This is a genomic window from Teredinibacter waterburyi, from assembly GCF_001922985.1.
GTDB lineage: Bacteria > Pseudomonadota > Gammaproteobacteria > Pseudomonadales > Cellvibrionaceae > Teredinibacter > Teredinibacter waterburyi.
The window spans coordinates 48424-62082 of record NZ_MRUH01000123.1 but is presented as its reverse complement, the minus strand read 5'-3'; the positions used below and the strand labels follow the sequence as shown (position 1 = coordinate 62082).

General features: G+C 48.5%; 10 protein-coding genes and 1 tRNA gene. 1 reads left to right on the top strand and 10 read right to left on the bottom strand.

What is annotated here, in order from left to right:
• Window positions 1-117: 117 nt before the first annotated feature.
• From clpX to IDZ20_RS09090, 8 genes are all read right to left on the bottom strand, one after another.
• Entirely contained in the window at window positions 118-1407 is a 1290-nt protein-coding gene (gene clpX / locus IDZ20_RS09125) for an ATP-dependent Clp protease ATP-binding subunit ClpX (RefSeq protein WP_188151125.1), read from the bottom strand.
• A 121-nt stretch (window positions 1408-1528) separates the two neighbouring features.
• Entirely contained in the window at window positions 1529-2176 is a 648-nt protein-coding gene (clpP, locus tag IDZ20_RS09120; RefSeq protein WP_188151124.1) for an ATP-dependent Clp endopeptidase proteolytic subunit ClpP, read from the bottom strand.
• A 369-nt stretch (window positions 2177-2545) separates the two neighbouring features.
• A complete protein-coding gene (gene tig, locus IDZ20_RS09115) occupies window positions 2546-3865 on the bottom strand; it encodes a trigger factor (protein ID WP_188151123.1) in 1320 nt (439 codons plus the stop codon).
• Between the two features lie 57 nt (window positions 3866-3922).
• Window positions 3923-4006: transfer RNA gene (locus IDZ20_RS09110), tRNA-Leu, on the bottom strand.
• 206 nt (window positions 4007-4212) lie between these two features.
• Window positions 4213-5394, bottom strand: coding sequence for an acetyl-CoA C-acyltransferase FadA (gene fadA / locus IDZ20_RS09105; protein WP_188151122.1), 1182 nt, complete (start codon window positions 5392-5394; stop codon window positions 4213-4215).
• Window positions 5391-7562, bottom strand: a complete 2172-nt coding sequence (fadB, locus tag IDZ20_RS09100) for a fatty acid oxidation complex subunit alpha FadB (protein ID WP_188151121.1) — start codon at window positions 7560-7562, stop codon at window positions 5391-5393. Before fadB ends, fadA begins: the two co-directional genes overlap by 4 nt.
• Window positions 7563-7806: 244 nt before the next feature.
• A complete protein-coding gene (locus IDZ20_RS09095; RefSeq protein ID WP_188151120.1) occupies window positions 7807-8406 on the bottom strand; it encodes a helix-turn-helix domain-containing protein in 600 nt (199 codons plus the stop codon).
• Window positions 8407-8480: 74 nt separating this feature from the next.
• On the bottom strand, window positions 8481-10334 hold the full coding sequence (locus IDZ20_RS09090) for a beta-ketoacyl synthase (RefSeq protein WP_188151119.1): 1854 nt from the start codon (window positions 10332-10334) through the stop codon (window positions 8481-8483).
• Between the two features lie 287 nt (window positions 10335-10621).
• Between IDZ20_RS09090 and IDZ20_RS09085 the strand changes: the two genes are divergently transcribed.
• Window positions 10622-11638 carry a GlxA family transcriptional regulator gene (locus IDZ20_RS09085; RefSeq protein WP_188151118.1) on the top strand — a complete coding sequence of 339 codons (1017 nt, stop codon included), beginning with the start codon at window positions 10622-10624 and terminating at the stop codon, window positions 11636-11638.
• A gap of 108 nt (window positions 11639-11746) precedes the next feature.
• On the opposite strand, the gene IDZ20_RS09080 is transcribed toward IDZ20_RS09085, so the two are convergent.
• Both IDZ20_RS09080 and IDZ20_RS09075 read right to left on the bottom strand, forming a co-directional pair.
• Window positions 11747-12283, bottom strand: coding sequence for an Hsp20 family protein (locus tag IDZ20_RS09080; protein WP_188151117.1), 537 nt, complete (start codon window positions 12281-12283; stop codon window positions 11747-11749).
• A 320-nt stretch (window positions 12284-12603) separates the two neighbouring features.
• Complete coding sequence (locus tag IDZ20_RS09075) at window positions 12604-13542, bottom strand: TIGR01777 family oxidoreductase (protein WP_188151116.1); 939 nt, start codon at window positions 13540-13542, stop codon at window positions 12604-12606.
• Window positions 13543-13659: the final 117 nt, after the last annotated feature.

Sequence of the window (13659 nt, the reverse complement as noted above, 5' to 3'; positions counted from 1 at the left end):
CAAAAAAAAGGGCCATAGGGCCCTTTTCACGTATCTTAACCAATCTTTGGCGCACAACTTAGCGATAAGCCGGATAAAAAACTAAGTAGTGTCGTCTAGTGTAATTCCGATATACGCTTACTCTTCGGGCAACGCCTTAGGTTGATCGGTGTGCTCATAAACTAACAATGGCGCCGACTCACCCTTTATCACAGACTCATCAACTACAACTTTCGACACATTCGTCTCGGAAGGAAGTCTGTACATGGTATCGAGCAGTACGTTCTCCATAATTGAGCGTAAACCACGTGCACCGGTTTTTCGCTCCATAGCCTTACGCGCTACGGCATCAAGCGCTTCGTCGCGAAAATCAACCTCAACGCCCTCCATTTCAAACAACTTACCATACTGCTTGACTAAAGAATTTTTTGGTTCGCGGAGAATCTGTACTAGCGCTGCAGCATCTAGCTCATCAAGTGTCGCTATGACGGGTAAGCGGCCGACAAACTCTGGGATTAGGCCGTAACGCACTAGATCTTCTGGCTCTAGATCTTTTAAAGTTTCGCCGACGTTCTTGCTGTGGTCTTTGCTCTTAACTTCCGCGCCGAAGCCGATCCCGCCTTTTTCTGAACGGTCTCGAATAACGCGATCTAACCCAGCAAATGCACCTCCACATATAAAGAGGATATTGGACGTATCGACTTGTAAAAACTCTTGCTGCGGATGCTTGCGGCCGCCTTGAGGGGGGACGGAAGCAACCGTACCCTCAATAAGCTTCAACAACGCCTGCTGCACACCCTCACCAGATACATCACGAGTAATCGATGGGTTATCAGACTTGCGAGAAATCTTGTCAATTTCATCGATATAAACAATACCCTGCTGAGCCTTATCTACATCGTAATCACATTTTTGTAACAATTTCTGAATAATATTTTCTACGTCTTCACCAACATAACCCGCTTCAGTTAGGGTCGTAGCGTCTGCGATGGTAAAAGGTACGTTCAATAAGCGCGCCAATGTTTCCGCTAGGAGCGTCTTACCACTACCGGTAGGGCCGACCAGCAATATGTTACTTTTACCCAGCTCGACATCATTTTTTACTTTCTTCGACTCACCTACACGAAGACGCTTATAGTGATTATAAACCGCCACCGCCAGCACCTTTTTAGCATCGCTCTGGCCGATAACGTATTCATCTAGAGTTTGTGAAATCTCTTTTGGTGTAGGTAGCTTATCGCCACTACCCTCGGTGACACTCTCTTGTATTTCTTCGCGAATAATGTCGTTACAAAGATCAACACACTCATCACAGATAAAAACCGAGGGGCCTGCAATTAGCTTACGTACTTCATGCTGGCTCTTTCCACAGAACGAGCAATAGAGAAGCTTGCCGCTATCGTCGCTGTTGTTACTGTTGTCAGACATCAATGGTCTCCAATCTGGCTATATCTCTTAGCAAGCGGTTGTAGCCGCCTATACAGGTCATTCTGACCTTTCCCCAAGCTCTGTTCAAGCTGGGCTAACCGCTAGCGGCTAAAACTTAAAATTACGACTTAGCTGTATCGAATACGCGCTTATCAAGCACATCATCAATTAAACCGAACGCTTTTGACTCTTCTGCACTCATAAACTTATCGCGCTCTGTATTAAGCGCAATCTCTTCAACAGACTGACCGGTGTGATCGGCCATAATCTCATTTAAGCGCTGTCGGATTTTCAAAATTTCTTGAGCTTGAATGTGTATATCACTCGCCTGACCCTGAGCACCGCCGGAAGGCTGGTGGATCATGGTGCGGGCATTTGGCAAACAGAAACGCTTGCCCTTTGCACCGGCAGTCAGCAAGAAAGCACCCATACTACAAGCTTGACCAATACACATAGTGCTTACGTCTGGCTTAATAAACTGCATCGTATCGTAGATCGACATACCGGCGGTTACTGAACCACCGGGGGAGTTGATATAGAGGTGAATATCCTTATCCGGATTCTCCGCCTCTAAAAACAACATTTGCGCTACGATCAAATTTGCCATGTGATCTTCAACTTGCCCGACGAGAAAGATGACTCTCTCCTTCAGAAGGCGAGAATAGATATCATAAGAACGCTCACCTCTTGCTGTTTGCTCAACAACAATGGGCACGAGAGAGTTAGTTACGGTGGACGCGTCGCCGCCGAGAAGATCAATTTTTGACATAGGCAAATCCAGTTGGTTGTCTTATCCAGAAAGATGGTTATACGCACTGCGCAACACATCGGCTTTATATGGAGCTTCGTCTTAGACTGCTTTTATAAGAGTTTAGTCGCTCATTCCCAATATCACTAATCAATTGTGAACAGCGCGCCAGATTATTTACGCAGTTGCGGAATAAGTATTTCAGCAATTATATGCGCATCAGGCGGAACTACAATATTTGCTGTAGGTTAACAGCATATTCGCTGCAAAACTGGCCAGCATTCGACCAATTCGAACAACTAGCGGGCAAAAACTTTAACTCGCTATAAACGAAAACAGCCCCATAAAGGGGCTGTCATGATAAACAACTAACGCAGTTAAAGATTGGCGCTATTCCGCTTCCGCACCGTCCGCTTTAATTAGCTGCTCGTAACTTACTTTTTTGTCGCTTACTTTTGCTTTTGTCAAAAGTAATGCAACAGCCTGTTCTTCCAGAGCTGCAGCTTCCACACTCGCCAACAACTGTTCGTTGTTATAGTAGTAGTTAACCACTTCCTGCGGATCTTCGTAGGTTGCAGCTGCATCCTCAATCAAAGATCGTACAACGGCTGGATCAGCTTTTATCCCTTCTTTTGAAACTAGGGCCGAAATCAACAACGCCAAACTAGTGCGCTTTTCCGCTTGAGCTTTAAACATATCGTCCGGCAAAAGGGCTTTCAAATCGAGGTTTTTAGCCATTTCACCATACTGCTGGACCATCTGCTGACGCATCGCATCAATTTCAGACGCAACCAAAGCGGCTGGCAACTCCACTGGATTAGCTGCCAACAAACCATCTAATAGCTGCTCACGTACTTTATTTTTACTGGCGCGCGACTTCTCACGGGCCATATTTTCACTTACGTCTTGACGGAATTTTTCTTCGCCGCCCTCGGTAATACCGAACTTAGCAAAAAATTCATCATTCAAAGCGGGCAACTTCTCACCATTTACTTCGGTAACTGACACTACAAACTCTGCATCAGCGCCGCGCAAGCTTTCAACTTGATAATCTTCAGGGAAGGTTACGGATATCGTTTGTGACTCACCAGTCTTCATACCGATGATGCCCTTTTCGAACCCAGGAATCATAGCCCCAGAACCCAACTCTAACTTGTGATCTTTAGCGCTACCACCCTCAAACGGTTCACCACCTACAGTACCGTCGAAGTCGATCACAACCTGATCACCCTTTTTAGATTTGCGTTTAACCGGCACAAAAGAGGCCTGATTTTTCTGCAAAGTCTTAATCATATCGTCGATATCAGCATCGGTGATATCGGCATCTAAGCGAGCCACTTCTAGCTTCTCTAGATCCTTGAGCTCCACTTCGGGGTAAACTTCGAAGGTGGCAACGTATTCAAGATCTTTACCTTCTTCAAGTTGGCGCGCATCAATCTGCGGCTGACCGGCGGGACGCACAGCCTTCTGTTGAACAGCTTCGTAAAACGAACGCTGAATTGTATCTCCCACAACTTCCTGCCGTACGCCAGCACCGTAGCGCTGTTTCACGACCTTCATAGGAACTTTACCCTTACGGAAACCATTGATACGCACGTTTTTTGCGGCATCTTTCAGGCGTTTTTCAACTTCCTGATCAACTAAATTTGCAGGGATACCGACGGTTAGACGACGTTCCAGACCGGATGTCGTTTCAATAGAAACTTGCATCTTGTTCCTCGTAAAGAATCATGGGAGTAATAAATACTGTTGGAGTTAAAAGGCTAATGGTACGGTCGGAGAGACTTGAACTCTCACGTCAAAGACACTGGAACCTAAATCCAGCGCGTCTACCAATTCCGCCACGACCGCACTACACATCCGCCTAGCAAACTGCATCAAAAAAGTTTCGCAAGCCATTGTTTTAATTAGATAAAACAATAAAACAAACTTTGCTCACCCATTTGAAGGGGGGCAATTGTGCCACAGTAAAGAGACTGGTTCAACAACTGCTTATAAGGGGACTCAACCCGAACAAGGCTCTGTTCGAATTGAGCGCGCATTCTAGAGGTAGTTGGCTAAGGATTCAAGCGTTCGATTACAGTTGTTATCCCCTGCCCTAAACCAATACACATCGTCGCCACCCCTAATGTTGCATCAGTATCCTGCATAACACTTAAAAGAGTGCCTGTTATACGGGTTCCAGAACAACCAAATGGGTGACCGAGGGCAATCGCACCGCCATATAGATTCACTTTCGTATCCATATCGTCAAGCAACTCCAAATCTTTCAAGACAGGCAGAGCCTGTGCTGCAAACGCCTCATTTAACTCGACCTTGTCAATATCGCCCATGGTCAAGCCAAGCTTAGTCAGCGCTTTTTGGGTCGATGGGACGGGGCCGTACCCCATAATAGATGGATCTACGCCCGCCAAGGCCATACCGCGGATTCTCGCGATGGGCTTTAAACCTAGGTCGGCAGCTCGCTGAGCCGACATAACGAGCATGGCCGATGCACCGTCAGTAATCTGCGACGAAGTACCGGCGGTTACACTTCCACCTTTAGGGTTAAACACCGGCTTTAATGCAGACAAAGCCTCAAGCGTCGTCTCCGGCCGAATCGTCTCGTCGTCTCGTATCAAGACTGGCGCACCAACTGCGTCGTGACCAACCATCGGCACAATCTCTCGATCAAACTTGCCAGCAGCGCGAGCCTGAGCGGCTAGCTGGTGAGATCGAACCCCGAACTCATCCATCTGCACCCGGCTAATTCCATGCAACAACGCCAAATATTCAGCGGTCAATCCCATCGAACCAGCCGCTTGCGCAACCGACAAACCCAAAGCGGGGTTTGGATTAACACTCTGGTTCATATCGACATGCCCCATGTGCTCAACGCCGCCGACCAGATAAACGTCACCCAAACCGGCCATAATATTGGCGGCAGCAATATGTAACGCCGACATAGATGAACCGCACAAGCGATTAACCGTTTGTGCGGGAATCTCATGCGGCAATCCAGTGCGCAACAAAATATTTCGCGCGACATTGAAGCCCTGCTCATCCCTTTGCATGACACAACCCCAAATCAAATCGTCGATAGTTTTAGGGTCCAAGGCTTCGTTGCGCTTTAGTAACGCGTTAATCAAAAGCGCACTCATATCATCGGCGCGAAGATTGCGGAAACAACCATTTTTGGAGCGGCCCATTGGGCTGCGAGCATAGTCAACAATAACGGCATCGCGTGGATTTATACTCATTGTTCGTCACCTCGAGGCGCTGTGTAATAGGACGAGCCATCTGCAGCTTTGGCCAGCATGTCGACTGTGGGTGCATATAGAGGCCCCAACTCAGCCAAGGGCTTGGCCATATCAACAAAGGCCTGAATTCCAACTTCGTCTAACCAGCGGAAGATACCGCCTCTAAAGGGCGGAAAGCCTAAACCGTAGACTAAGGCCATGTCCGCTTCGGCAGCAGTGGCGACAACGCCCTCCTCCAGACAACGCACCAGTTCGGTTGCCATCGGCACCATCATGCGCGCGATGATCTCTTCATCAGAAAAAGTTTTTAGCGAGCCGTATTCTGCGGCAAGTAACTCAACGCTAACCTGGGTTGCGTTTTTCTGCGGTTTGCCACGTTTATCCGGAGCGTAATCGTAAAAGCCATGACCATTCTTTTGACCTAAGCGCTTTGCGGCAAACAGCAGATCGGAAGGTGCAGTAAAATGCTTACCCATTCGCTCAGGGAAGCCTTGCGCCATGACCCCTTCAGCATGGACGCCGGTATCGATACCAACCACATCCATTAAATAGGCTGGCCCCATCGGCCACCCCCAACGCTCCATAACCTTATCGACTTGCTGAAAATCTGCACCGTCGCGCAGCAACATTGAAAACCCTGCGAAATAAGGGAAAAGTACTCGATTAACAAGAAATCCTGGGCAATCGTTCACGACTATCGCCTTTTTACCCAACTGATTGGCGTAGGCTACGGTAGCGGCAACTGCCGCGTCAGATGTTTGCTTACCACGAATCACTTCGACCAAAGGCATGGCGTGCACAGGGTTAAAGAAATGCATGCCACAGAAATTTTCTGGCCGCTTCAGCGCCTCGGCCAACAGACTGATCGAGATAGTCGACGTGTTGGAACACAGAATCGCATCGTCGGACAAATGCCCTTCCACTTCGGCAAGAACAGCTTGCTTCACCTTTGGGTTTTCAACCACGGCCTCGACAACTAGATCGACGCGATCGAAACCTTCATAACTAAGCACAGGGTCGATGCGAGTGAGAACTTGAGCCATTTCCAGCGTGGTCATACGGCCACGCTCAACGCGTTTATTTAGCAGCTTTGTCGCCTCAGACACGCCGAGAGCTAAACCTTCGTCTGCAATATCTTTCATTTTTATTGCCGTGCCCTTGTAGGCGGACTGATAGGCGATACCACCACCCATAATCCCTGCCCCCAAAACGGCCGCCTGTTTAATAGGTTTTAAAGCCGCTTTTGCGAGAAGTTTAGATTTTTTGGTGATGTATTGATCGCTGAGGAACAGACCGACAAGCGATTTTGTTGTTGTCGTTTGCGCGACGGAGATAAACGCGTCGCCCTCGGCAACTAAGGCTTGGTCACGACCAAATTTGGCACCGTTTTGCATGGAGGTAATAGCCGCTACCGGCGCGGGATAATGATAACCAGCTTGCGCCTTAACAAAGGCTTTGGAGCTTTCAAATGCAAGCAGCGATTCAATGTCGTTGTGCGCAAGCGGACTGAGTTTTTGTTGTTTGCGCTGAGCGTAGTCCAGCTCTCCAGCCGCGGCACGGGTTAACACACCGAGCGCTGCTTCATATAACTGCGAGGCTTCGACCACGCCATCAACCACGCCCGCCTTTAGCGCCTTAGTGGCAGCCTGCTCCTTGCCCGACGCAATCCAATCAATCGCCACATCAAGGCCAGCCAAGCGCGACAGCCGCACCGTGCCACCCCAACCTGGAATAATACCCAGCTTGGTTTCCGGCAAACCGATCTTCGCGCTTTCACTTAAAAGACGGAAATCACACGCTAGACACAGCTCTAAACCGCCACCCAAGCAGTATCCATTAATAGCCGCCACGGTGGGCACAGCCAAATCCTCAAGACGATTAAAGGTCTGGTTTACACCGCCAATAAAATCGCGGACACCTTGGTCACCACTCGCAAAGACATTGCCGAACTCTGCAATGTCAGCGCCGACGATGAAAACCTCTTTGCCGCTGGTAATCAGCACGCCGCGAAGATCCGATTTGGCCTCCAACAACCCGACGACCTGATCCAGCTCCCGCAAAGCGACCCCGGTAAATTTATTTACCGACTCGCCCTTTAAATCAAATGTAACTTGCACCAAACCTGCGTCCAGCGCCTTAACTTGAAATGCCTGTCCTTCGAAAATCATCGCCGACCTCGGGCTAATTTTTAGCAGTTAAATATTGTATTTATCTTGGTTAACCTAGCGGGCCTATTTTGAAGAATCGAACCCATGCCCACTAAGAAACCCAAAGACAGTAAACAGTTCTGGGAAATCACGTTACCCTATTCAGCAGCCATCATACATTGACCAAATCGACTGTTTCGAATGGCGTAACCAGCCTCTCTGACCATAGAGTATGGATCAAGATCTAGGTTTTAGACAGGGGCAACTAACCGCGACGATCGCTAAATGACACGGAAATAATCTCGCACTCTTCATGCCCGAGATTTCGATAGCTATGGGAGCGATGCAGAGAAAAATGGAAGCCTTCACCGGCTTTAAGTTCATACTCCGCGCCATCCAGTTTTAAGACCAATGACCCTCGAATAACGATGCCGCCGATAAAACCTTTATGAGTCATCCATTCCGCATTTATTTTGGCGCCAGCTTTAAAAGTCTTCCGCGCCAAAAAGACACCTTCCCGACCTGCCTGTGCCAACGACATAACCTCACTGTAGATACCTTCGTTGTCCGTGCAGACAAAATCATCGCGGGCGAGAATTGGTGAAGCCAACTCCAAAGCGTCGGAAAAAAACTCCTGTAGACTCATGGGAATGACGGCAAGAATTTTTTCCAAAGAAGCGACCGAAGGACTGACCTTGCCCTGTTCAATCATCGACAGAGAGCTATTAGTAATGTCGGCTCGGCGCGCAAGTTCACGTTGAGACAATCCCAGCTGTTTGCGCACCGCGTGTAAACGCTCGCCAATTTCACCGCTTAATTTAGGTGCCCCCAACTGCGCTTTTCCAAGGGTGCGCTTTTCTTTCATAGACTATTCCTTTCGGCAATACCTTAATAGGTAGTAACGGTGGCAAAACGAGTCGAGGTCGAAAAAATTGACATTTAAAAGTCGGAATAGCCCTCGTTATCCCCCAGCGCTATAGGTTTGCTATAGCCGGGAATTGTGATCGCATCTGCGGTTATTTTTATTTTGTCTTCGTCGATAAGCCCGGCGCCAAAATCGTAGATAGGGTTTAGATTGCCCGCATCGGCTTCAGCTAAATACGCCGCCGATTTTTCAGTGGTTTGACTCAGCTTGTTGCGATAGCTGGACATTGATGCCTTGCCGTGACGCTTTTCGAGATACCCGGCAACAACATTCGGCGACAGCACCGTTGCGGTCGCATTATTGCCGCCGAACCCCTTGGAGTTCAGAAATGCAACGGCAGCATTATCGACGCCCAACTCATTATCCTTATTGGATATATTTAAACGGCTGGAAAAAATATCATCGGCAACAGCATCAATCGTTTTTATTCCGGGCAAAATGCCCTTGGCAAAAACACCTAAACTCGCCGCCATTTGATCGCCACTCGCAGGCCCGAGGGAATGCCCCAAATAAGCCTTAACCGCGGCTACCGGCCAATGCTGAATACCAAAACCCTTTGCCACCTCATCAAAAATACGTGACTCCGTCACGCGATTGTGCGGCGTACTTGAACCATGCGCCTGCACAAAACTACGATGTTTAATCGCATCTTCGCCAAGCAATGAGCGCCCCAGGGCAACCGCTTTCGCCATGGTGATGTAATTACCTGCCCCCGGTGCGGAGATCGATTTCTTATAGCCATCGGCGTTTACATACACACCCGGCACAGCGCCAAATACCTGCGCGCCCAGCTCCATGGCCAAATCATCGGCCATCAGCACCACATACTGGCTGGATTCAGCGAGCGTGAACCCGCAATTCGGGCCAAACGGACGGCTCGCACGACGATGGTCCGGCAACACCCCAGAGGGTAAGCCTTCCAGCTTCAACAAGTCTGCATCGGTGGCCAGGGCGCTCATAGCCGAGTAGCCGTCCATAACTTCGGGTAAAATCGGAGCCTCACTCGCACCAACCACCGCAACTTTACGACGACCGCTGCGGATTTCATCAACCGCAAAACGAAGATTATAGAGGAACGTTGCACAGGCGCCGGTAACACCGGCTGTCGCCCCTACGCTGCCAAGCACATAGGCGTTTATAAAGTCCGCCGGCATTGTGTTCAAGCCCATAGCCAACTGCTTCGACGTTGCACGACAGGCTCGCATCCGCGCGCCCATCATGCCGCCAAAGCCGTTTTGATCAAGCTGGCTCATAACACTGCTGCTGTATACCGAAATAGCATCAGGTGACACAGAGTCAGCAATGGTCTGCCAATCAATTCCTACAGATTTAACGGCATCCGAAGCACCTAAAATGGACATTTGCAAACCGCGGGGATGATGCTGCGAACGGTAGTGGGCGCCTGGGTCGAATCCTTGCGGCAACTGACCAGCAGACTGCACAGGCATAGTGGTTTGCGCCGAAAGCAACAGTTTCTCTTCCTGACTGAAAGTCACGCGACTGTAACGACTCTCTGTGTGCACTGGCTCGATTTGCCAAGTATCTGGAATAAAATCGGGAAGGTCTTTGGTGGCGATGATGAAGCTATTTGGAGAATCTTTTGACGCCTTCAGCGTGACTTCTTTGCCGACCGGCGCTTTGTTTACATCGAAGAACTCGGAGCCAATCCGGCGTACCAATGTTCCCTTAATTACCGTATCTTCAGGCGCATCGGGGACACCCATTAGTTGCGCGAGTGAATTCAAGGTTTGCGCCCTATCCGCGTCACTCAAACTTTCGAGAATCATACGCTGGTAAGACTGATGACCAGAACTTCGGCCGGCCGCATTGTAGCCGCCAAAGCCAACAATAAGAGGCAAATAAGACATAAGGTAATTCCGCTAATACAGCACCCTGAACGGGCAACAAGGACTTTGAAAGGTATTTAAGAGAACCACAGTTTATTGTCTGTTACAGGAGTATTCTCTGGCATCTTAGCCACAAAACCATGCCAATTACGCCACGAAACCGCTAAACTTGGCAAAATACGGCTAGAACCTCGACATACCGCTCCACCGCGCTAATTTGGCGAAGAAGAGGTTCGCCCGATCTGCGCCGAAAACCGCCTCTAGCGGCTCTGCAGGCAACCGGATAACAAGCTTTAAGAGACTACTAAGTGCTTAACATTCATTTTCTGCTCTGCCCTAATATGCTCGCCACAAGCGCAACTCTACCTATGGAATTGCTGCAGGCCGCATCAAGTTTGGCGCGCGTAGCCACAAAACGAACTAAAGGGGTAAGACTAAGGCAACAGGGCGCTGTAATTCGGCTTGTATCTGTCGATGGTGCGCCGGTCAAGACCCACACGGGTATCGTACTTACTGCCGACTGCGCAATTGCCGATGCGCCCCTAGCCGACATCCTGTATCTGCCCGCTTTATGGCGCAATCCAGCACCTATCGTAAATCGCTTGCCAGAAGTTGCGCCTTGGCTAATCGAGCATTATGAGAACGGTCGTGTATTGGCTGGCGTTGGCACTGGATGCTGGTTTCTCGCCGAAGCTGGGCTGCTGCATAACAAACCGGCAACCACCCACTGGTATTACTTTGATGAGTTCCAAAAGCGCTTTCCGCAGGTGCAATTAAAGCGCAACCACTTTATTACCCAAGCCGGGAATCTTTACTGCACAGGCAGCGTTAACTCCCTTGCAGACCTTACCGTTTATTTTATTCAGCGGTATTTTAGTCGACACATAGCTAGCCATGTCGAACGTCACTTTTTTCACGAAATTCGCAGTAGCTTTGAAGATTCACGAACCTTTATTGAAACCAATATCGGCACTAATAACGCGCACCCAGACGAAGATATCGTCCAAACCCAAATCTGGCTACAAGACAATTACGCAAAAGAAATAAAGCTGCAGGATTTGGCCGCAGAATTTGGCATGAGCACACGTACATTCAACCGCCGCTTCAAAAATGCTACTGGTACAACGCCGCTGACCTACTTGCAAAACATTCGCATGAACAACGCAAAAGATCTTTTAAAGACGACGAATCTATCGCTCAGTGAAATAATTTTTCGTGTTGGCTATCAAGATACCGCGCACTTTAGCGAACTCTTCAAAAAGAAACACGGCACCACCCCCAGCCAATACCGAACAACGGTGCGGGCCAAATTGTTTACCCCCTAGTAAAACAAAATAGGGCCCGTTAGGGCCCTATTAAACTGTCGTAGTCTTAACGCTCAGGGAGGCTCAAAAATTAAGCCGAAAACGCTTCCCCCAAAGCTGTCTACCTATTTAAGCGGCATCATTAGCAACCTTTACCGAATCGCTATCAATATTGCTTGCGCCGCTCTTACTTTCAACACGATTTTCTTCGCTTCGCGTTAGCCGCGAAGATTGCGCGGAAGGCGAGGCATTAATTGCGATGGTACGAGGTTTCATTGCCTCTGGTATCTCGCGCACCAAGTTAACATGCAACAAACCGTTGACCATACTGGCATCTTCAACTCGAACATAGTCAGCCAATTGAAAGCGGCGCTCAAAATTACGCGCAGCGATACCTTGATGAAGGAAAGTCCTGCCCTCGTCCCGACTTTGTTTGTGGCCGGTAACGGTCAAATTATTTTGTTTTACCTCGATCTCAACTTCAGACTCCTCGAAGCCGGCTACTGCCATTGAGATTCTATAATGATCTTCCCCTGTAAGTTCAATATTATAGGGAGGGTAACTCGGCTGAGTTTGCTCTGCCCGAGTTAAGTTATCCAGCAAACCGGCCATACGATCAAAGCCAATAGCGGAACGATAAAGAGGTGCAAAATCTAAATTACGCATAGTAATATCCTCGTGTTGTGAGCAATATAATGTGTTTGGCCTACCGACATTGGTCAGACCATTCTATATCAACAGCATTCGCTGCTGGAGCTCCTCGAAGAGCAAGCTCACAACTAATATGAGGATAAGTTTTTGGAGTTCAAGCGGATTTTTAAAAAATTTTATGTTTTTTATTTGTGCCGACAAATCGTCTTTTAATGGCGACAAAAATAACATTCCCTAATGGCGACCTAACCGGCCCTTAAAGCAATTACCTGCCATAAAATTATGGTTCGGCGGCGAGGACTTTAATCAAAGGCCGCTGGAGTAGCTCAGCTTTATCAGTGACGAAGAATATCGCGTAAAGCTAGATCCAGCTGTGGATAATCAAACTTAAAGGCATCCTTCTCGGCCTTCACAGGCATTACCCGCTGCCCCTCTACGAGCAACTCCTTTGCCATCTCACCGTAGATCGCCGTCAGCAGCCAGCTAGGTGTTGGCAAAACAGCTGGCCGCCTTAGCTCTCGCCCTAACGCCTTAGCAAAATCTTTCTGTTTCACGGGGTTTGGCGCCGTCGCGTTATACACACCGCTATAACGAGCATTGCCTAACATCGTAGTAATTAGACGCAGCAGATCTGTTTTATGTACCCAAGAAAACCACTGCTCACCGTCACCAATCGGGCCCCCTAGGCCGAGCTTAAAAATCGGCAACAACTTTGCCAGCGCACCGCCGCCAAGACCCAACACTATACCTATACGCAAAATGCATACCCTAGTTCCCAAACGATTAAAACCTTGGGCGCTGGCTTCCCAATCGGCACATAAGTCGGCGGCAAAACCAGTGCCTTTCGAGTGATCTTCATCTACACAAAAATCGCCACAGTTACCGTAAAAACCAACCGCCGATGCATTAATTAAAACCTCCGGTGTATGGCCTTTCTGGATGACAGAATTGAGAAGATTGTCGGTTAATAAAACGCGGCTATTGCGAATAATACGCTTGCGTCGATCTGTCCATCGCCCCTCTGCAATAGGCGCGCCGGCTAGGTTAATAATCGTATCGGGAACAACATCATCGGGAAGATTTTGATAACTGGAAACAAACGTAATGCTTTGATGACGATGCTGATTGGGGTGCCGTGTTTGCACGTACAGCTTTGTACCACTGCCAACAGTGGTTTGATGCGTATCTTCACAAGGACGACTTAAAAAATCGCTGCATAGAGCTTTCCCTATAAAGCCTGTTCCACCATTTATAAAAACTATTCGACTAGGCATATATAGATTCCCAAGGGGCAATTTCCACGCATGTTTTAAAAACTTTATACGGCTCCAGAATGCGGTTCTTTTTAACTATCGTTTCAAAACAACGTTTTTCTTCTGAACTATAAAATA